At 68.4% G+C, this 20,299-nt stretch carries 18 protein-coding genes; 12 read left to right on the top strand and 6 right to left on the bottom strand.

The window, feature by feature from the left end; translation table 11 throughout:
- Window positions 1-692: 692 nt before the first annotated feature.
- Together ACLARN_RS28220 and ACLARN_RS28215 are read left to right on the top strand one after the other, a co-directional pair.
- Window positions 693-1,988: a choice-of-anchor B family protein gene (locus tag ACLARN_RS28220; protein WP_409494492.1), complete on the top strand. Its 1,296-nt coding sequence runs from the start codon at window positions 693-695 to the stop codon at window positions 1,986-1,988.
- Window positions 1,989-2,000: 12 nt separating this feature from the next.
- Entirely contained in the window at window positions 2,001-2,879 is an 879-nt protein-coding gene (locus ACLARN_RS28215) for a hypothetical protein (protein ID WP_409494491.1), read from the top strand.
- Here ACLARN_RS28215 and ACLARN_RS28210 read toward each other — a convergent pair.
- Entirely contained in the window at window positions 2,860-5,547 is a 2,688-nt protein-coding gene (locus tag ACLARN_RS28210) for a beta-N-acetylglucosaminidase domain-containing protein (protein ID WP_409494490.1), read from the bottom strand. The two genes, ACLARN_RS28215 and ACLARN_RS28210, sit on opposite strands and share 20 nt — an antisense overlap.
- Before the next feature lie 220 nt (window positions 5,548-5,767).
- Here ACLARN_RS28210 and ACLARN_RS28205 point away from each other — a divergent pair, with 220 nt between their 5' ends.
- The 4 genes from ACLARN_RS28205 (at window position 5,768) to ACLARN_RS28190 (ending at window position 8,967) form a co-directional block, all read left to right on the top strand.
- Window positions 5,768-6,388: a SecDF P1 head subdomain-containing protein gene (locus tag ACLARN_RS28205; protein ID WP_409494489.1), complete on the top strand. Its 621-nt coding sequence runs from the start codon at window positions 5,768-5,770 to the stop codon at window positions 6,386-6,388.
- A gap of 92 nt (window positions 6,389-6,480) precedes the next feature.
- Window positions 6,481-7,542 carry an LLM class flavin-dependent oxidoreductase gene (locus ACLARN_RS28200; protein WP_409494488.1) on the top strand — a complete coding sequence of 354 codons (1,062 nt, stop codon included), beginning with the start codon at window positions 6,481-6,483 and terminating at the stop codon, window positions 7,540-7,542.
- Between the two features lie 10 nt (window positions 7,543-7,552).
- Complete coding sequence (locus ACLARN_RS28195) at window positions 7,553-8,443, top strand: helix-turn-helix domain-containing protein (RefSeq protein ID WP_409494487.1); 891 nt, start codon at window positions 7,553-7,555, stop codon at window positions 8,441-8,443.
- A 74-nt stretch (window positions 8,444-8,517) separates the two neighbouring features.
- Window positions 8,518-8,967 (top strand): SRPBCC family protein, encoded by a 450-nt coding sequence (locus ACLARN_RS28190; protein WP_409494496.1) that lies wholly within the window; start codon window positions 8,518-8,520, stop codon window positions 8,965-8,967.
- Window positions 8,968-8,973: 6 nt separating this feature from the next.
- Here the strand turns inward: ACLARN_RS28190 and ACLARN_RS28185 are convergent, their stop codons facing one another.
- Entirely contained in the window at window positions 8,974-9,942 is a 969-nt protein-coding gene (locus ACLARN_RS28185; protein ID WP_409494486.1) for a M64 family metallopeptidase, read from the bottom strand.
- A 97-nt stretch (window positions 9,943-10,039) separates the two neighbouring features.
- On the opposite strand from ACLARN_RS28185, the gene ACLARN_RS28180 reads away from it, so the two are divergent.
- The 3 genes from ACLARN_RS28180 (at window position 10,040) to ACLARN_RS28170 (ending at window position 12,130) form a co-directional block, all read left to right on the top strand.
- The gene (locus ACLARN_RS28180; RefSeq protein WP_409494485.1) at window positions 10,040-11,014 is read left to right on the top strand and encodes a LysR family transcriptional regulator; all 975 of its coding nucleotides are present in this window, start codon (window positions 10,040-10,042) and stop codon (window positions 11,012-11,014) included.
- A gap of 75 nt (window positions 11,015-11,089) precedes the next feature.
- Window positions 11,090-11,842 carry a S1 family peptidase gene (locus ACLARN_RS28175; RefSeq protein WP_409494484.1) on the top strand — a complete coding sequence of 251 codons (753 nt, stop codon included), beginning with the start codon at window positions 11,090-11,092 and terminating at the stop codon, window positions 11,840-11,842.
- A 108-nt stretch (window positions 11,843-11,950) separates the two neighbouring features.
- The gene (locus ACLARN_RS28170) at window positions 11,951-12,130 is read left to right on the top strand and encodes a hypothetical protein (RefSeq protein WP_409494483.1); all 180 of its coding nucleotides are present in this window, start codon (window positions 11,951-11,953) and stop codon (window positions 12,128-12,130) included.
- 3 nt (window positions 12,131-12,133) lie between these two features.
- Here the strand turns inward: ACLARN_RS28170 and ACLARN_RS28165 are convergent, their stop codons facing one another.
- The 3 genes from ACLARN_RS28165 to ACLARN_RS28155 form a co-directional block, all read right to left on the bottom strand.
- On the bottom strand, window positions 12,134-12,265 hold the full coding sequence (locus tag ACLARN_RS28165; RefSeq protein ID WP_409494482.1) for a hypothetical protein: 132 nt from the start codon (window positions 12,263-12,265) through the stop codon (window positions 12,134-12,136).
- 167 nt (window positions 12,266-12,432) lie between these two features.
- Window positions 12,433-13,407 carry a helix-turn-helix transcriptional regulator gene (locus ACLARN_RS28160; protein WP_409494481.1) on the bottom strand — a complete coding sequence of 325 codons (975 nt, stop codon included), beginning with the start codon at window positions 13,405-13,407 and terminating at the stop codon, window positions 12,433-12,435.
- Window positions 13,408-13,735: 328 nt separating this feature from the next.
- Window positions 13,736-14,092, bottom strand: coding sequence for a hypothetical protein (locus ACLARN_RS28155; protein WP_409494480.1), 357 nt, complete (start codon window positions 14,090-14,092; stop codon window positions 13,736-13,738).
- 314 nt (window positions 14,093-14,406) lie between these two features.
- Between ACLARN_RS28155 and ACLARN_RS28150 the strand changes: the two genes are divergently transcribed.
- Window positions 14,407-18,102 carry a CARDB domain-containing protein gene (locus ACLARN_RS28150; protein WP_409494479.1) on the top strand — a complete coding sequence of 1,232 codons (3,696 nt, stop codon included), beginning with the start codon at window positions 14,407-14,409 and terminating at the stop codon, window positions 18,100-18,102.
- Window positions 18,103-18,149: 47 nt separating this feature from the next.
- Here ACLARN_RS28150 and ACLARN_RS28145 read toward each other — a convergent pair whose 3' ends face one another.
- The gene (locus ACLARN_RS28145) at window positions 18,150-18,704 is read right to left on the bottom strand and encodes a TetR/AcrR family transcriptional regulator (RefSeq protein ID WP_409494478.1); all 555 of its coding nucleotides are present in this window, start codon (window positions 18,702-18,704) and stop codon (window positions 18,150-18,152) included.
- A 97-nt stretch (window positions 18,705-18,801) separates the two neighbouring features.
- Between ACLARN_RS28145 and ACLARN_RS28140 the strand changes: the two genes are divergently transcribed.
- On the top strand, window positions 18,802-19,713 hold the full coding sequence (locus ACLARN_RS28140; RefSeq protein WP_409494477.1) for an NmrA family NAD(P)-binding protein: 912 nt from the start codon (window positions 18,802-18,804) through the stop codon (window positions 19,711-19,713).
- Window positions 19,714-19,907: 194 nt separating this feature from the next.
- On the top strand, window positions 19,908-20,273 hold the full coding sequence (locus tag ACLARN_RS28135) for a hypothetical protein (RefSeq protein WP_409494476.1): 366 nt from the start codon (window positions 19,908-19,910) through the stop codon (window positions 20,271-20,273).
- Window positions 20,274-20,299: the final 26 nt, after the last annotated feature.

Here is a 20,299-nt window from a genome sequence, read left to right as displayed (position 1 = left end):
GGCATGTTCGTGCATTGGCGACACGGGGCACTCCCGGCAGGTTCGACAACGGGAGCCGTGTGACGCGAGAGTGTCACGCACGGTTCTGAGAGCGGCGGCGGGGGAAGCTCCCGCCGCCGACTCACCATCGGTTGATTCATCATGGTGATTGGGAAGTCCGCATGGCGGCCGACGGGTTGCCGGAGTTCATTCCGCCCCAGTATCTGGATCCGTTACGAAGAACCCGGCGCAACACCCTCCCTGCCTGACTCTGACCCCGAGGAGCCCGCCAGCCACACCGGCGACGGGCCCCTCGGCATGCCCGCTCGTCAACGCCTATCGGGAAGACAAACGCTGGCGCCGAGAGCACGCGCGCGAAGACGTTCGATGGGGTCGCGAGCGACAGCGGGGATCGAAGAGTGAGAACTTGAGACTGAGCGATATTGACGTGACCAACGCCCTCGGATCTCACTGCCGTCCCGAATCTACGGTTGGCCTCGCGGCGACCGCCGGAGATCTCTACGCACCTTGGGGTGTGGTAGGCCCGCTGAAGTCCGTGACCGGTGACCCCTCCACCTGGCGCGGTGAGTGGCGGATCCCAGGACACGGCCTAAACGGTTAAAAGCGCCAGACCTTCGAAGGCATACGCCGCAGGTCGGCGCTTCTATCGTCGGAGGCTGACCGGGTCCGGACTCTCCTGTGAGGAGCGCCTGATGAAGATCGTGCGCATGATGGGGCTGGCCGTGCTGACGGCCTCCGCGTTGGTGTTGTCGATGTCGGCGGCGTCCGCGCACGACCCCGAGACGGCCGAGGGGCAGGCGGCGGCCCGGACCTTCATGGCGGACCACGTCCCGGCCGAGCGGCACGCCGTCACCGGCACCGCGGCGGGAGTGCCTTGTGTCAACGGCAAGGCCAACATCTATCCGTGCAAGAACGTGGACCTGCTCAGCGTGCTTCCCCTGTCCGGGCTCGGCGGTGGGAACGGCAACGATATCTGGGGCTGGACCGATCCTTCGTCCGGCAAGGAATACGCCATCGTCGGGCGTACCAACGGCACCGCGTTCGTCGATCTGAGCATACCGACTTCGCCTAAGTTCCTCGGCAACCTGCCGTCCAACGGCGGCAGCAGTTCGTGGCGCGACATGAAGGTGTACAAGGACCACGCGTTCATCGTGGCCGATTTCATCACCGGGCACGGTATGCAGGTGTTCGACCTGACCCGCCTGCGCACGGTCACCACACCGCAGACCTTCACCGCCGACGCGCTGTACAAGGAATTCGGCCCCGCGCACAACATCGCGATCAACGAGGAGACCGGCTTCGCCTACGCGATCGGCTCCAACACCTGCAGCGGCGGACCGCATATCGTCAACATCCAGAACCCGAAGGCGCCGGCCAAGGCGGGCTGTGTGTCGCAGGACGGCTACACCCACGACACGCAGTGCGTCGTCTACAGGGGACCGGACGCGGCCTACCGCGGCAAGGAAATCTGCTTCAACGCCAACGAGGATACGCTGACCATCGTCGACGTCACCGACAAGGCGAGGCCCGTCCAGATCTCGCGCAAGGGCTACTCCGGCGCGCAGTACTCGCACCAGGGCTGGCTGACCGACGACCAGCGCTACTTCCTGCTGGACGACGAACTGGACGAGTCGCGCGGCACCGACAAGCGCACCAAGACCTACGTCTGGGACCTGGCCAAGCTGTCCGCTCCGGTGCACACCGGCGTCTACAGTTCGCCCGCCACGGCGATCGACCACAACCAGTACATCAAGGGCCGCTACTCCTACCAGGCGAACTATCAGGCAGGCCTGCGGATCCTGGACGTCAGTGGCGTCGCGGCGGCGCGGTTGTCCGAGGTCGGTTACTTCGACATCTACCCGGCGGGCGACGCGGCGAAGTTCAACGGGGCGTGGAGCAACTACCCGTACTTCTCCAGCGGCATCGTCATCGTCAACGGGATCGAGCAGGGCCTGGTCGTGGTGAAGCCCAACCTCGGCGGGCAGTGACCGGGAGAGAGCGTGCGCAAACCCCGGTTCACGGATTGGCTGTTCCTCGCGCTGGCCTTGGTGATCGGAGCCGCCGCGGTGTTCGTGGCGCTCCGCCCGACACCTGGCCCTGACCACTCGGCCCACCGGCCGGTGATCACGGCCGATCTGGTGCCGGCCGCGCACAGCGACGGGTTGTCGGAGGCGGAAAGCGGCTACCGGTTCGAGCGGATCACCACGCCCGACCGCCGGGGGCCCGAGGTCCCGGTCGCGTTCCGGATCCTCGGGCCTGACGGGCGGCCGGTCACGCGGTTCCTGGACAACCAGACGAAACAGCTGCACTTCTTCGCCGTGCGCGACGACATGAACGTCTTCCAGCACGTGCATCCGACGTTGGACGGGGACACCTGGCGTACGAGCCTCGCGCTGACCGACGGCGGCGCCTACCGGATGTTCGCCGAGTTCGTCCCGCTCGACACTTTGGACCCGCGGCATCCGGTGGTGCTGGGCGTCCCGTTCACCGTGCCCGGTGACACCACCTTCGTGCCGGTGCCCGCTCCCGCCGCCGACACCGTGACGGCCACGGGCTACCGGGTGGCGCGGGCCGACGGGACGGCCCGGATTTCGGCGATGCGGGCGCAGGTTCTCCGCTTCGCCCTCCGTGGCCCCGACGGCGCGCTGGTCACGGCGGTCGACCCGCATTTGGGCGCCAACGGGCATATGACCGGGTTCCACACCATGCTGCTGTCGGCAACGCACCTGCATCCCGTCCAGCCGCTCGGCGCGGCGCTGGTCAACGGTGAGCTGACCTTCCACTCCCTGTTCTCGGAACGGGGGGAGTACCGGCTGTTCCTGGAGTTCTCACACGGCGGGCGGATGCATACGGCCGCCATCACCGTCGCGGTGGACTGACCGGGACGACCTCGGCGATCTTCGGCGCCGTCCCTCCCGGCGCCCACAGCAGCCGGACGCGGTCCGTCACGGCACCCCTGGCGGGCAGTTCCGTGTAGCCGCCTTCCATCCTGCCGATCGTGAGCCAGCCGCCCGACGCGTCGGCGACCTGGACGTCGGCGCCCGCACCGGCTTCCGTCGCCAGGACGACGACCTTGTCCAGCGGCTTCGGCGCGGCGGCCGTGACGACGAGCGCGTCGCCGGGCACCGGCGCCGATGCCGCCGCGTACACCGAATCGGCGTTGTTGTCGGCAGCGGCGGCGAGGTTCGATCCCGCCGGGGTTCCGGTCACGGTGTACTGGGGACTGTCCGGTGTGGACACGGTGAATTCCCGGACCACGACCCAGAAGGCCTGGGTCCCGATCGTACGCACACGCACGAAACGTGCTTTGGCGCCGTCCGGTAGATCCGCCGAGATCACGGGTTCCGTGACCGTCTTCACCGCCGTCCACTGTTGACCGTCGGAGGAGTACTCGAGGACGCCGTTGCGGACGAAGTCGTCCGGGCTGGTCGGTTTGCCCATCAGGATGTCCACATGGGACACCGGCTGCGCCGTGCCGAGGTCGACACCGATGACGTCGCCCGCGCGGGGTGCCCAATCGCTCCAGTAGAAGGTCTCGGGATCGCCGTCGACCATCCGGGCGGGCACGTTGTCGGTGTAGGTCCCCATCGACGTCGTCGGCTGCGGCCGGATCCCCGGCAGGCCGAACCAGCGGTCGGCCTTGGCCAGCGCGGAGTTGGCGAACGGCACGCAGACGTCGGTGCAGGTGCTCGGGTTGCGCGGCCCCCGCGAAGTCTGGACCCGGATCGCCTGGGCCTTCTTGAGCGCGGTGACGAGTTCCCCGCGCTCCGCCCACGCTTTCGCGCCATCGCCGATGAACTGGGCCAGCAGCATTCTCACCGCGTGCACGCCCGCCTGACCGTAGAGGCCGACCTGGTCGAGCCACGGCCCGACCTCGGCGAGGAACTTCGGATTCGAGGCCATCCCGCTTCGCAGGTCGTCGGGATCCGTGGACATGGAGGTGAGATAGCGCTCCAGTTTCGCCGCCGCGTCCCAGGGGCTCTGCTCCTTCTCCAGCACGGACCAGAACGCGGCGATCAGAGGTCGCAGCACCGGCGAATCCAGGTCCGGCTTTCCTGTCTCGAGCCGGACGAGCAGGCTCGAATAGTTGTTCTCCGCGAACACCTTCAGCGCGGGAGCGGACGGGCCGGCGAGATCGGCGATGGCGGCGAGCCATGACTGGTCGGGGTCGTACTTGTCCGGGTTCCACAGGAAGTCGCCCGAGGTGAACTCGGCGATCTTGGACGCCTCGGCCTGCACCATCGGGTTCGCGGTGATCCCGGACAGGTATTTCGCGACCCCGGGTTCGCGGCCGATGTACGGGCCGAGCAGCAGACGCTCGGTGATGTAGTCGTTGACCGGGTAGTTGTCCCAGATCAGGATGTCGTGCCCGAAGACCTCTTTCGCCTGCTTGGCTTGATTCTCGGTGATCTGCCCGGCGATCACGCCGACGCCGGTCCACTCGACGATCACCGCCTTGTCGAGCTGGGTGCGCAGCGCCGTCTTGTACGGGGAGTCGGCGAGGTCGTAGTACTCGGTCGGGACGGTCTGGAGCCGCTCGACACCGGGATGCGTGGCGATGAAGTCCTGCTGCACCCGGTTGAGCAGGAACGACTGCGCCGCCCCCGCGGCCGCGCCGCCGGTGCCGAACTTCGCGGCGTCGGCGTCGCAGTTCCAGCGGGTGTAGGAGATGTCGTCGAGCGGGATCGCGAACGAGCGCACCCCGATGTCCCACAGGGACTGGAACTTCGTGACCAGCGCGGCCTTGTCGGCGTCCGAGGAGTAGCACACCGAAAGCCCGGGGGAGAGGGCGTAGGTGAATTCGACGTGGTTCGCGGTGGCGCCTGCCACCAGTTGCGAGAGCAGCGCGAGCTGTTCGGGCGGGTACTGGTCGCGCCAGCGGGCTCGCAGGAACGGGTCGTCCTTGGGGGAGTAGACGTACATGTTCTGCTTGGTGCGACCGTAGAAGTCCAGTTGCGCCAGCCGATCGGCGTGCGACCACGGCGCGCCGTAGAAGCCTTCGATCACTCCGCGCAGCGGCGCGGCGGGCCAGTCGCGCATGCTGAACGCGCGGCTCTTGCCGGAAGTGAAGAGCTGCCGGAGCGATTGCGCGGCGTAGAACGTCCCCGAAGTGTCCACACCGGACAGTGCGATCACGCTTCGGTCGGCGGCGAGGATGTAGCCCCCTGGGGACAGGCCTTCCGGGCCTTTCAACCGCAGCGCGGCGAGGGCGAGGGCGGTCGCCCTGCTTTCGGTGGGACCGCCGACGAAGACGACGAGTCCGCCGTGGCCGCGCTCTCGTTCGACGGCCGCCTGGTCGCTGTCGATGATCTTGACGATGGTGACGGCACCCGCCGAACGGAGGACCTGGTCCACGACGGCGAGCGCGGCCGGATCGGTGTCTCGGCCGACGACCTCGACAACGGTGCGCGGGACGGTCACCTGACCTGGTCGCGGCGTCACCTGCTGGGGTGTCGGCCACACCTTCGCCAGCGGTGGGGACGGGTCGGCGGCCGCGCTCGCCGGGGCGGGGACGGTCACCGCAACCGTGATCGCGAGCAGAATCACCTGAAAGAGGCGGATCACCCATCGGAAGGACATTAACTGACCCCCAAATCGTCGATCGCGACGTTCTGTGAGTCAGAAAACACCCAATGTGATGAACATGGCTAGCTCGGTTCGGGTGATTTTCCGGCGAGTTCTAGGGTTCGTCGGTCAGCGCGGCCGCGGTCTGGGTGAGGCTGAATTCCCCTCACACGCGGACGCGGAACACGACACAATGCCGTCCGTGCGAATCCTTTGCGTAGCGGTCGCCCTCGTCCTGCTGGGTGTCACCGGGTGCCAGTCCGATGTTTCCGGTCAACCTGAACCCGACGGCGACGGGTTCGTGGTCAAAGACGGATCCCGGTTGCGGTTTCGGCCGGTCTTGACCGAGATCCCGCCGAGTCCGCCGGGCCCGGCGACCGGCTCGGCGGCGAACCGCCAGAGCACGAACCCGGCCGAACAGCAGGCCGTCGCGACGGCACTGGACTGCTCGAAGGGGCCGGATCCCCTGGACGGCGGTGACGATCCGGCGCTCCCGTTGATCACCTGCGATCGCGTGCAGGGCACGAAGTACATCCTCGGCCCGGCGTTCCTCACCGGTGCCGATCTCAGCAAGGCGAAAGCTCAGCTCGATTCCCAGTCGGGGGGCACGATCATCGGTCTCAGCTTCACCCCTGCGGGTGCGAAGACGTGGGGCGACTGGACCGCGGCGAACGTCGGCAAGCAGGTCGCGATGGTGCTCAAGAGCCGCGTCCTGACCGCGCCGACGATCCAATCCGCCATCACCGGCGGAGAAACCCAGATCACCGGCAAGTTCACCCTGGACGAGGCCCGGCAACTGGCGCGCGACATCGCCGGCGGCTGACCAGCGCCTGAGGCCGCGACCACGTCCGCCCCGCACCGGAATACGATCAATGACCCGGACGTTTGAGCGTTCAACTACTTGAGGAGTTGGACATGGGTTACGAGATCCTGGGCACCCAGCAGGCGCCGTCCTTCGGCCTGGACACCTTCGGCGACGTCGAGAACGGCGCGGACGGTCAGCCGGTGAGCCAGGCCGAGGCGATCCGGCAGGTCGTGGCCGAGGGCGTGCTCGCCGATCAGGTCGGCGTGGACTACTTCGGTGTCGGCGAACATCACCGCGCGGAGATGGCGGTGTCCTCGCCGGACGTCGTCCTGGCCGCGATCGCGGGCCGGACCGAACGGATCCGGCTCGGCACGGCGGTCACGGTGCTCAGCTCGGACGACCCGGTGCGGGTGTACGAACGGTTCGCCACGTTGGACGCCGTTTCCCGAGGCCGCGCCGAGGTCACACTCGGCCGGGGCTCGTTCACCGAGTCGTTCCCGCTGTTCGGCTATTCGCTGGACGACTACGAAGCGCTGTTCGCCGAGAAGCTCGACCTGTTCACGCATCTGCAAGAGGAGAAACCGGTCGAGTGGGCCGGGACCGTCCGTCCCGCGCTGGAGGGCGCGCAGGCCTTCCCGGTCACCGAATCGGGGAGCCTGCCGGCCTGGGTCGGGGTCGGCGGCACCCCGCAGTCGGTGGTTCGCGCGGCGGCATACGGTCTGCCGCTGGTGATGGCGGTGATCGGCGGATCCCCGGAGCGGTTCACGCCGCTGGCCGACCTGTACCGGCGTGCCTTGAAGGAGGCGGGCCAAGCGGAGCTGCCGATCTCCATGCACAGCCCGGGGCACGTCGCCGAGACCGACGAACTCGCGGTGGCCCAGCACTTCCCGCACCATCAGGCCGCCTTCGCCAAGATCGGCGCCGAACGCGGGTGGGGCCCGATGTCCCGGGCCGACTACGACGCCATGGCCGGGCCGCGCGGCGCGTTGTTCGTCGGTTCTCCCGAGACCGTCGCCCAGAAGATCGCTTGGGCGGTAAGGACTCTCGGCCTGTCGCGATTCCAGCTCAAGTACGGTGCGGGCGCGCTCCCGCATGAGCAGCGGAGGGAATCGATCCGGCTTTACGGCGAGCAGGTCGTCCCGCGGGTGAAGGAACTGCTCGGCACGGTCTAGCCTCGAACCCGTGGTGTTCGACTCCGAGCGATTCGACCTTCAACCGTATGCCGGCTTCGACATGGCCCGCTACGTCCGGCGGACCTATTGCAGCTGGGAGGATTCCGGCTGGCAGTCCCTTCTCGTCCAGCGGTTCGACCACGTTCCCGTCGCCGAGGACCTGCGAATGCCTGCCGTCGCGGATCTGCACCTGGTCGTGCCGCTCTCGGGACGGGCGGTGATGGAGACCCGCGGCGAAGGCCGGTGGCACCGGCACCACTGGGGGCCGGGGCGGCTCGAACTCGCCGTTCCCGGCAGGCCGGTGTCGCGTCGCTACCGCGGCGACGAGTCGATGCGCAGCGTGCAGGTGCACATCCCGGGCGCCACGGTGGAGTCGGCCGCCGCGCGGCTCGGCGGCCGCGCGGTGGACCACGAAGCGATGGCGGCGTCCGTGGCCGGGGGAGATCCGCTGCTGGACGAGCTGGTCCGGGCGGTCGGGAACGCGAGGGAGGAAGACGACCTCTACGCAGAATCCGCGGCCACCTTCCTCGCCGTGCACCTGCTCACCCGCCACGCGCGGAAACCGGGCCCGCCGAGCGCCGGCCGGGAGGACGAACGTGTCCGCGCGGCCGTGGCGATGATGCGCGACCGCCTGGCCGATCCACTCAGTGTCGCCGAGGTCGCCGGGGAAGTACATCTGAGCGTTTACCACTTCATCCGGGTCTTCAAGGAGAAGACCGGCGAGACACCACACCGTTTCCTCGCCCGCCTCCGGATCGAAGAGGCGCGAAGGCTGCTGCGCGGCACCGACCTCCCGATCGCCCAGATCGCGGGGAGATGCGGGTTCGCCGCTCCCGGCGCCTTGTCGGCCGCTTTCCTGAAGCACACCGGATCGCGTCCTTCGGACTACCGCAATTCCTGATCACGGCACCGCAATCCCGCACATGGTGACCCCGGCCGCCCATTCCTAGGGTGAGGCGTGTGAGTAGTTCTGGAATGCAGTCGTACGACGTCACCGCCGAATCGACGGCGCCGCCCGCCGCGGTGTGGGCACTGTTGCTGGACGCCCGCAGCTGGCCGGTCTGGTCGCGGGTGGGTTCCCTGGAAGCCGGTGCGTCCCAAGGACTTTCCGCCGACGGACGAGACGGCGTCGGGGCAGTCCGTGCCTTCCGAACCGGCAAGACGGTCACCAAGGAGCGGATCACCGCGCTCCACCCCGAACGACGGTTCGCCTACGAGGGCGTGGACGTGCCGGTGATGGTCGATTACCAGGCCGCCGTCGATCTGAGCGAAACACCCGGCGGCGGTACCCGGATCCATTGGCACGGAACGTATCGCGTGGGCCGGGGCAACGCTTGGATCTTCCGGTGGTACCTCCGCCGCTTCATGCGGGACATGGCGACCGGGCTCGCCGACCACGCCGGCGGCCCGGCCCGGAGACCATGACGGGGATCAGTGCCCGGCGGCCGCTTCCCGGTGGAACCCGGCGATCATCGCTTCGGTGCTAGGCGGGTTGAAGGGCTGTCCGAGCGTGCGCATGAGCGAGTTCACGCTGGGGCGGTACATCCCCGTCTTGCAGTAACGGGATCCCTCGAAAGCACCGACCGTGCCGCCGTCGGGGGAGGGCTTGCCGAGCCAGGCGTACCACTTGGCGCGACGGTCCCGCATCTGCGTGGCGGTGAGCGCGGACGCGTTGGGCTCCCGGGGTTCACGGGTTTCGCAGGTGCCGTAGTCGTATTCGTCGGCCAGTCCGCCGATGGAGTGTCCGAGTTCGTGGGCGACGATCTGGCTGGCCTGGATGTTGCCGCCCGAGGAGGTCGCGACACCGCCGCCCGCGCCGCCGTACTTGGTGGTGTTCGCCAGCATGATGACCTGGTCGACGTCCGGCGCGGCCGCGGCGTACTGGTTCGCCTTGGTTTCGTTGACGCACAACAGCCGTTCGATGCCGCCGCACCAGAAGTACGAGCCCAGCGCGGTGTTGCGCCGCACTCCCTGTGTCGGGTCGTTGGTGATGCCGGACTGGGCGGAGACGACGTCGACCTGCCAGAGATTGAACTGTTTGCGGTAGCTCTTGTACGGCTCGATGGCGAACAGCGCCGCGATGCTGGACCGGACGTGCTGCGAGTACGTGCCCAGCTGCGTGGAGGTGTAGCCGTCACCGACGAAGACCAGATCGAAGGTGGTCTCGCTGGGGCCGTTGGTTTCGATCGGGGTCACCGCGGCGGCGTTCGCGATCTGCTGTGGCGCCGCTGTTCTGTCCGACGCCGGACGGCTGACGTCCACCCGGCTGATGGTTCCTCCTGGTTCGAAGGTCTCCATCGAAGTCGTGAACCGGGGAGCCGGGGCCGCCGATGCGGCCGCGGGAACGAAGCCGACGACGAGGGTCGCGGTCAGCGCGAACATGAGACATGCGCGTCGCATGCGTACTCCTTGCGGGGAGGGGGAGAGAGGAGTAAGAAAAACGATCCCGACTTTCGACGGCTTCCGGCACATCCCAAGTGGCCATAAGGTCCGCGTGATGGATGTCGAGTTACGTCATCTGCGGGTGGTGTGCGCCGTGGCCGACGCGGGCAGCATCACGCGCGCGGCGATCGGCATCGGGAGCACCCAGCCCGCGCTGACCGCCGCCGTGCAACGGATCGAGCGCGCGTTCGGCGGAACGCTGTTCGTCCGCAGCAGGGAAGGGGTCGTGCCCACGGCGTTCGGCGAATGCGTGCTCGCTCGCGCGCGGACCGTCCTCGCCGCGGTGGACACGATGCACCGGGACGCGGCGCGCTGGCTGGCGGACGGGGAGAAGCGTCCGGTCGCGCTGGGCGGGATCGGCGGTTCGATGGTCGTCGAGCTGGCGGACCGGCTCGGTGATTCCGGCCGGGCGCAAGCGGTTTCGGTGACCACCGAGTTCTCGCCCCTGCGGCTGCTGGATCTCGTGGCCGGTGGGCAACTCGACGCCGCCGTCGTCGCCGATTACCCCGGTCATGTCCTTCCCCCGGCGCCAGGGGTGGCGTTGCGGCCGCTGGCCGCGCAACCGGTGTTCGTGGCGATCGCGGCGGACCATCCGGCCGCCCGTGGCACGGAGATCGACCTCGCCGACCTCGCCGGGGAACGATGGGTGCTCGGACCGTCCGACGGCGCCGGCTGGCCGGAGTGTTTCGAGGAAGCCTGTGCGCGGTCGGGATTCCGGCCGCAGGTCGCGCATCGGAGTACGGAACTCCGGCCGCTGCAACGCCTGATCGCGGCTGGCCGAGCGATTTCCCCGTGCCAGGTGACCTTTCCCGCCACGCCGGGGATCGCGATCCGCGCTCTCACAGGAGATCCGTTGTGGATGCGGTATCTGATCGCCTGGAACACCGAAGGGGCCTTCGGCGGGACCAGCGACGTCTTGATCGCCGCGGCCGAGGCGGCCTACCGGTCCGACACCGACAGCAGCCACACCTATCGCCACTGGCTCGCCCGCCGTGGCGAACCGGTCGCCGTCCGGCGTGCCATCGGGTGACACCTGGTCGGGGAATTCCCCTTGTCGGGGCGGTGGTCCTAGCCTCGGATCACCTCATCGACGAAGGGTAAGAAATTGCGTCTGCGCGCCCTGCTGGCCGCCGCTGTCCTGACCATCATCACCGCTCCGGTCGCGCTCGCCGCGCCGGACGTCGCCCACGGCTCCGATGTCCCACCAGGGCAGTTCGGGTTCGTCGCGAAGATCGCGATGACGAAGATCCCGCGCCCGGACGGCTCGACCTACAGCAGCTACTGCACGGGTGCGCTGGTCTCGCCCGGCTGGGTCGTCACCACCGGGCACTGCTTCCACGACGCGCACCGCAAACGGGTCTCGGGCAAGGTGCCGTATCCGACCACGGTGACGCTGGGCCTCGTCGACGAAGCGACCGAATCAGGTGTGGCCCGCAAGGCGGTTGAAGTGCGGCAGGCGAAGGAAAACGACGTCGCGCTCCTCAAGTTGGACACTCCGGTGAGCACGGTGACCCCGTTGACGGTGAACCGCGTGCTCCCGAAGGTCGGCCAGCAGCTGACACTGGCGGGCTGGGGCAGCCTGACCGCGACGAATCCCGCTCCGGCGACCCGGATGCAGCAAGGCACCGTCCAGGTGGCCACGGTCGCCCCGACGACGGTGGGGGTCCGCGGCGCGGCCCCGGCGATCACGACCAGCGCCTGCACGTACGACTCCGGCGCGCCGTATTTTGTCCCAGGAGGCAAGAGCGGCGCCTTGGTCTCACTGGAAGCGACCGGGCCGAGTTGCCCGCACGCCGGGGTCGAGACGACCTCCCGCGCGGACGTCATCGCGGACTGGATCGCCACCCAAACGGCCTAGTGCCGCGTCGTGTCTGGAGGGAAACTCGCGAGTTCGCCCTCCAGACACGCGTGTTCGTCGTTTCGGCCCCTGGTCGAGCGGGTAGCCGCCTGATCAGGAGGTACCGCCATGACGACCGAGCGAATGACCGCGCCTCCGGCGCCACCGAACCCCATGCCGCCCGATCCTGGAGTGCCCGAGCCCGGTGTTCCCGAGCCGGTGCCGGATCCGGGGAAGCCCGAACCGCTGCCGGACCCCGGGGTTCCGGAACCGCTACCGGAGCCGGGACCTCAGCCGGGCGGGCAGTGATCCTCAAAGGGTGAACGCGAGCCAAAGCGCGAGCCAGGCGCAAGCCGCGACCGCCACGACGACCGCGAAAGCCCGCAGGCCGGCGGTGGCGATCCGGAGCGACGCGGTGGCGTTTCGCTGACGGTGATTGCTCATGATTCCGCCCTCCTTTCAAGATCACCTTCCGCGTTCCCGGCGATCGCCGCAGCAGGGATGAGCTAGCCGGGTGACCCCATCCGAGTGAGGACTCCCCGCAATTCGTCCTCTGGTTGCGGTAGTTGGCGAAACGAACTACCGCAACCAGAGGACGAATTGCGGGGGTCCTAGAGCCAGCCGTTGTGCGCGGCGAAGACGCCCAGCTGGAAGCGGCTGGAGACACCGGCGCGGTCCATCAGGGATTCGAGATAGCGGAACAGGGTGCGCCTGCTGACGCCGAGTTCAGCGGCGATCTCGTCGTCCTTGCGCCCGGCCGCGAGCAGGATCAGCAATTCCCGTTCGATCGGCCGGATCGGCTGCTCGGCCGCCTGGCCTCGTGGGTCGAGCGGAAGCGCCGCGGCCCACGAGGTTTCGAACAGCCCCTCCAGCGCGGAGAAGAGGCTGCAAGGCCGCACGATGACGATGGACTGATTGCGATCGGCCTCGCGGATGGTCAGGGCGATGGTGGCCGCCCGGTTGTCGAAAAGTGTCAGTTTCACCGGGAGTTCGGGCAGCAACCGGGCCTGCTCACCGGCTCGCAGGCACGGCAGGATGTTCCCGGTGAGATAGCCGGGGTCGCCCAGTGACGCTCCACTGTAGACACAGCGGTAGGTGATCCCGCGCCGCAGCTGCTCCTCCTCGAGGAGATTCCGCTGACCGCCGGTGAAGTAGGGCGGGGAGTCGAGACGGCGCACCTGGTGCCGCACCATGGTCGCGAGGTGCTGCAACCGGGGAACGATGGCGTCGCCGGTGACCACTTCGAGCAGGTCCTGCGCGTGCGGCATTCCCGAATGCGCCCGCCGGAAGGCGCGGTACGCGGTCTGCACCGCGAGCCGCGCGTCGTGCAGTTCGGCCTGCCGTCGCGTGGTCAGCGCGGCCAGCGCCTCACTGGGATTGGCGGGAAGGAAATCGGTGCCGTCCACTCCGGACGACACCGCCAGCCCCGCGTCGGCCAGTTCTTTCAGTGCCAGTTGGACGGTTTCCGCGTCGTCCTCTTCCTCGGCGGACACTGGCGCACTCTCGAGCATCCGGCGGTAGATCCGGGCGGCGGTCTCGCCGAGACCCAGTCTGATCAGTTGCGCGCCGAGTCCGTCGGGGGACATTGCCTAGACGCCCGGGGTGTCGCGGATCCAGGTGCGGTTCGCCGCGATGCCGGCCGCGCACAGCGGTGCGGTGAGGAGACCTCGGATGCGCATGGGTGCCTTCCACTACAGCGAAACTACGAAAAGAAGGGAATTCGACGGGCCGCCCGCTTTATGGCCGCAAAGGGATCGCCAGGGGTCGCCCGGCCGGATCCGATGCCGGTTTTCCCATGCTAGGCAAGCGGATACGGCCGTTGATAGCGACTAAAGACGGGAGAAAGGCGCGGCACCCGGCCTGTCGGCACGGAAGTGCCGATGGCACGGATGTGTCATGATTCGCCGAAGTGGGTCAGCGACGGCGGCGTTTCCTGGACGGCGCGGCCTCGAGCAGTTCCTCGGCGATGAGGATGGCCCGGTCCGACAGCGTCGTGGACAGCCGCTCCACCGAATCGCCGATCCGGCCGGCTTCCCGGCGCACGCCCTCGCCGACGGGCTTGCTGTGCCGATCGGCGAGACCGGCGAGCCTGCTTCCGGAGAGCAGGACCAGATCGGCGAGGCGCTCGCCCAGTTCGGTCACCTGGTTCGCTGTCCTGCCCGCCCGGCGGGCCACCAGGTCCTCGGTCTCCCGGCGCAGCTCACGGACCGCGGACCGCGATTCCGTTGTCGTCCCGGTGAGTGCGGACTTCAGGGTTTTTGTCACGTCCATCAGGGATCGACCTCCACGCGGCTCGCCTGCGATTGAGTGTACGCCCGTACTCCCAGTTTCCGGAATACGTCTCCTCGATTCTCTTTGCACGGCAAGGAATAGCCGAGTAGTTCCGGTAGTGAGTGGACACCCATGTACTGAGTAGAGCGCAGTGTCGTCCGGCGATTGACCACAGTATGGCCGAGACGAGCACCGCGACGCAGTCAGTCGCAAAATTTCTGAATGATGTCGACTTCTTGCATTCTGTCCCCGGTTTGTTGCATGCTCGTACGGCTCTGGCTCCCTCCCCGCTGTCTCAAAGAAGAGAAGACGCCATGACACGTATGCGCCTGTCCCGGCTCATCACCGGTTTCCTGGTCACGGGGCTTTCCGTCGCGGGACTCTCCCTCGCTTCAGCCGCGGGTGCTCCGCCCCCGGACCCCGTCGTCCCACCCGGGCCTGCCTCGCTCGCGGAGGTGCCGTTGACCCGCGCGGTGTCGGCGAGCAGCGCACTGCCCGGCTATCCCGTCGCGAAAGCCGTCGACGGAAACCAGGACAGCTACTGGGAATCCGCCAACAACGCGTTCCCGCAGTGGATACAGGCCGACCTCGGGGCGGCCAAATCCCTCTCGCGGATCGTGCTGAAACTGCCCTCGGGTTGGGAGGCGCGCACCCAGACGCTGACCGTGCGCGGAAGCGCCGACGGTACGACGTTCACCGACCTCGGCGCACCGGCCGGTCACGCGTTCGCCCCCGGCGCCAACACGGTGACGATCCCGCTGAGCGCGTCGGCCCGTTACGTGCGGCTGCTGGTCACCGCGAACACGAGATGGCCCGCGGCGCAGCTTTCGGAGTTCGAGCTGTACGGGCCGGACACCGGCGACACCCAGGCGCCGAGCGCGCCCGCGAATCTCGCGCTGACCGAGCCCGCGTCCGGCCAGATTCGCCTGACCTGGTCGGCCTCGACCGACAACGTCGGCGTCGACGGCTACACCGTCTACCGTGACGGGACGCCGGTCGGGACGATCACCGGCACCACGTTCACCGAGGCCCGGCCCGTGGGCACGCGGGTCGAGTACTTCGTCCGGGCCAAGGACGCGGCAGGCAACGAATCCGGCGACAGCAACCATGTCGTGCGGTCCGGGACCAGCGCGGGCGCGAACCTGGCGGCGGGCAAACCGATCGAGGCCACTTCGGCGGTCCACTCGTTCGTCGCCACCAACGCCAACGACAACAACACCGCCACGTACTGGGAATCCGCGGCGGGCTACCCGAACTCCCTGACGGTGAAGCTCGGAGCCGACGCGGACGTCGACTCGGTCGTGGTGAAGCTCGACCCGGCCGCGATCTGGGGCGCGCGGACGCAGAACTTCGAGATCCTCGGCCGGGCGCAGGGCGCGACCGCGTTCACCACCCTGTCGGCGCGGGTGGATCGACGCTTCGACCCGGCCACGAACCAGAACACGGTGACCATTCCGGTCAGCGGCCGCGCGTCGGATGTGCGGTTGCAGTTCTTCGCCAACTCCGGCGCCCCTGGCGGTCAGGTCGCGGAGTTCCAGGTGGTCGGCACCCCGGCCCCGAACCCGGACCTCGTCGTCACCGGTACGACCTGGACGCCGTCGAACCCGACGGAGACCAGCCAGCTCGCCGTGTCGGCGACGGTGAAGAACGCCGGCACCGCGAACGCGGGCGCGACGACCGCGACCGTCAGCCTCCGCGGCACCGTCGTCGGTGACGCGGCTGTCGGAGCACTCGCCGCCGGCGCGTCCACCACGGTGACCGTGAACGCGGGAACGCGGCCGCAGGGCACCTACACCGTGGCCGCCACCGTCGATCCGGCCAATACGGTGGCCGAGCAGAACGACACCAACAACACCTTCACCTCCCCGACGCCGCTGGTGATCGCGCAGTCGCCGGGCCCCGACCTCGAGGTCACCGCCATCACGTCGAACCCGCCCAACCCGGCGGTCGGTTCGACGGTCTCGTTCACCGTGGCGGTGCACAACCGCGGTACGAGCGGCGCGGGCGCCTCGGTGACCCGGCTGGTTGTCGGAGGTACCACGCTGACCGGCGCCACCGGCGCGATCGCGGCCGGTGCCACGGCGAACGTCGCGATCTCGGGGACGTGGACCGCGGCCAACGGCGGCGCGACCCTGACCGCGACGGCCGACGCGACCGGCGTCGTCACGGAGACCAACGAGTCCAACAACGGGCTCTCGCGGGCGATCGTGGTCGGCCGCGGCGCGGCGGTGCCGTACGTCGAGTACGAGGCGGAATCCGCGCAGTACCAAGGACAACTGCTGGAGACCGATCCGCTGCGGACGTTCGGGCACACGAACTTCGCGACCGAGTCCTCCGGCCGCAAATCCGTGCGGCTGGCGAACCAGGGGCAGTACGTCGAGTTCACGTCGGCGAACCAGGCGAACTCGATCGTCGTGCGCAATTCCATCCCCGACGCCCCGGGTGGCGGCGGGCAGGACGCGACGATCAGCCTGTACGTCAACGGCACGTTCGCACAGAAGCTGACACTGTCGTCGAAGCACAGCTGGCTCTACGGCAGCACCGATGACCCCGAGGGGCTGACGAACACACCGCAGGCCAACGCGCGGCGGCTGTTCGACGAGTCCCACGCGCTGCTGTCCCGGTCGTATCCGCCGGGTACGAAGTTCAAGTTGCAGCGCGACAGCGGCGACAACGCGGCGTTCTACATCGTTGACCTCGTCGATCTGGAGCAGGTCGCCCCGGCGTCGGAGAAGCCTTCGGGCTGCGTGTCGATCGCCGAATACGGCGCGGTGCCGAACGACGGGAACGACGATTCGGCGGCGATCCAGCGCGCGGTCACCGACGACCAGAACGGCGTGATCGGCTGCGTGTGGATTCCGGCGGGGCAGTGGCGGCAGGAGAAGAAGATCCTGACCGACGACCCGAACGTGCCCAACGGCGGCGGTCAGTACAACCAGATCGGCATCTCCAACGTGACGATCCGCGGCGCCGGGATGTGGCATTCGCAGCTGTACTCGCTGATCGAGCCGCAGAACGCGGGCGGCATCAACCATCCGCACGAGGGCAACTTCGGCTTCGACATCGACAAGAACACCCAGATCTCCGACATCGCCATCTTCGGTTCCGGCCGGATCCGCGGCGGGGACGGAAATGCCGAGGGTGGCGTCGGTCTCAACGGCCGGTTCGGCACCGGCACGAAGATTGCGAACGTGTGGATCGAGCACGCGAACGTCGGGGCGTGGGTCGGCCGGGACTACACCAACCTTCCCGCGCTCTGGGGCCCTGCCGACGGCCTGGAGTTCAGCGGCATGCGTATCCGGAACACCTACGCCGACGGCATCAACTTCACCAACGGCACCCGGAACTCGAAGGTGTTCAACTCGTCGTTCCGCACTACCGGTGACGATTCGCTGGCGGTGTGGGCGAACCAGTACGTGAAGGACACGTCACAGGACATCGCGCACGACAACGTGTTCGCCAACAACACGATCCAGCTTCCGTGGCGTGCCAACGGCATCGCGATCTACGGCGGTTACGGAAACAAGATCGAGAACAACATCGTCCACGACACGATGAACTACCCGGGCATCATGCTGGCGACGGATCACGATCCGCTGCCGTTCTCCGGGCAGACGCTCATCGCGAACAACGCCCTGTACCGCTGCGGCGGCGTGTTCTGGGGCGAGCAGCAGGAATTCGGTGCGATCACGTTCTTCGCGCAGGGCAAGGACATTCCCGGCGTCACGCTGCGGGACACCGAAATCCACGACTCGACCTACGACGGTGTCCAGTTCAAGACCGGCGGCGGCGTCGTGACCGCAGCCATGACGAACGTCAAGATCGACAAGTCGAACAAGGGGGCCGGTATCCTCGCGATGAGCGGCGCCCGCGGCAGCGCGACACTGACGAACGTGACGATCACGAACTCGGCGGACGGTGACGTCGTCCGCGAGCCGGGTTCGCAGTTCGTGATCAATGGCGGACCGGTACCGGCGGTGGTCTCGTCCGGCCGCCGCGGTCCGCGGTAACCCCGAACGCGGTCCGGGGCCGGGGTGGGCGACCACTCCGGCCCCGTTCAGTTCCGCGGGCGCCAGCCCGCCACGGCGAGCCGGAACAGCCGGTCCGCCCGCGCGGCCGGGTCCGGATGGTGCTCCGTGGCCAGGACGATGCCGACGATCAGCGTGATCAGGTCCCCGACGGTGACCTCCGGTGCCACCACGCCGTCCCGCGCTGCCCTCAGCAGGAGGGGGTCACCGGCCTTCTCCAAGGCCGCAGAGCAGGAATTCTCGTGTACCGGGCCGTCATAGGCGAGGGCCGCCGCCAGGCCTCGGGCGGAAACGCAGTAGGCGACGACGTCTTCGAGCCAGTCCATGAGCGCGGTCCCGCTGTTGCCCTCGCCGGTCAGCTCGGCCGCGCGGGCGCACAGTGCCTCGATCCGGTGCGCGGACACCGCCTCCAGCAGGGCGCGGCGGGTGGGGAAGTGGCGGCGGACGGTCGCCGAGCCGACGTTGGCGGTGCGGGCGATCTGCTCCAGGGACGCGTTCGCGCCATGTGTCGCGACCTCCTCCTCGGCGACCGCGAGGATGCGCGCGTAATTGCGCCGTGCGTCGGCGCGCCGTCCGTCGGACATGCCTTCACCTCGATGGTTGCGTAAGTGGCGGGGTCCGCCATATCGTAGCGGACGATAAACGGCGGGCCCCGCCACTTACGTTCACGAAGGAGCGATCATGTCCTCAGAACCCGTTCTGGTCACCGGTGCCACCGGCAGGCAGGGTGGCGCGACCGCCCGCGCCCTGCTCGCGGCGGGCGTCCCCGTCCGCGCGCTGGTGCGGGACCCGGCCAGGGCCAAGGCTGTCGAAGCGCTCGGCGCCGAACTCGTCGTCGGGGACCTGCACGACTTCGATTCCGTGGTCCGGGCCGCCAAGGGGGCCCGTGCCGTGTTCTCCGTGCAGATGCCCGGCGTGAGCGCGGAAGGCTTCGACTTCGCCGGGGAAGTGACCCAGGGCGTCAACCTCGTCGAGGCCGCGAAGGCCGCGGGTGTGCCGCAGTTCGTGCACACGTCCGTGTCCGGTGCGGGGCAGCACGTCGAGGCTCCCGGCTGGGCCGAGGGGCGCTGGGCTTCGATGGAGCCCACCCTGGGCGCCAAGGCCGCGATCCAGGATCGCGTCCGGGCGGCGGGTTTTCCACAGTGGACACTGCTCAAGCCGGGCTTCTTCATGGAGAACTTCCTGCCCGCCATGAAGTTCCTGTTCCCGCGAGGCGTCGAGGGCGGCCTGGTGAGCGTCCTCAAGCCGGAGACGCGTCTGTCGCTGGCGGCGGTGGACGACATCGGTACCGCGGCCGCGGCCGCCATCGCCGCGCCGGAGCGGTTCGACGGCGTCGAGCTCGAACTGGCGAGTGATTTCCTTTCGATGAGGGAGATCGCCGCGGTCCTGTCCGATGCTCTGGGCGTGCGACTACCCGCGCCGGAGATGACGGTGGAGCAGGCGTCGGCCGCCGGGATGCCACCGATGGGCGCCTCGCACGAGTGGCTGAACGTCGTCGGCCAGCCGGGACGTCCGGAGTACGCGACGGAACTGGGTCTTCCGCTCACCGGGTTCGAGGAGTGGGCGCGGAAATACCTGCGTCCCGACGCCTGACCCAGGTGAGGGGCGTTTGACAAAGCGGAACAGTGCTCCGTGTGATTGTGGAACATTGTCCCGCTTAGTTCGCCGCTGTACCAGCGATCCCGGGCCGAGGACATGATCGGCATCCTCGACCGGCTCGACGAGATCGAGGCCGCGGTACTGGGCCTGGGCGCGCGGTACACATCGATCCCCGCACCGGAACGGAAGTGAACCTCACCGAACCCCGGATCTCCGCCGGAGTGCTGCTCGCCGCGCCCGGCCGCGGCGGCGACGCCGGTGACAAGGACGCTTCGACGCATCTGACGGTTCGCGGTCCGGAATGGCACACCGACCCGTACTTCCTTTCCTTGGGACGGAAGACCTTGCTCACCCTGTTCGACGCGGAGCACGGGCTCGGCGGGATCTCCGGCTACGACGTCGCCGAGGCGCCGCGGTGCAGCGGCTCACGGCGGCCTATCTCCGCAGCGAGCTGTACCCGGGAGATCCTGCCTGGCAGGAGGCGGCTGACGCGCTTGCCGTCGAGTCCGATCCACTCGGGCGGGTCGAGTCGAAGTAAGTCTCTGTCCGCCTGACGCTCTGGCTAGTTGACAAGTCCTCT

The sequence above is a fragment of the Amycolatopsis sp. cmx-11-12 genome, assembly GCF_046269425.1.
Taxonomy (GTDB): Bacteria; Actinomycetota; Actinomycetes; order Mycobacteriales; family Pseudonocardiaceae; genus Amycolatopsis.
The sequence above is the reverse complement of the archived record's forward strand: the minus strand, read 5'-3'. Positions and strand labels throughout refer to the sequence as shown.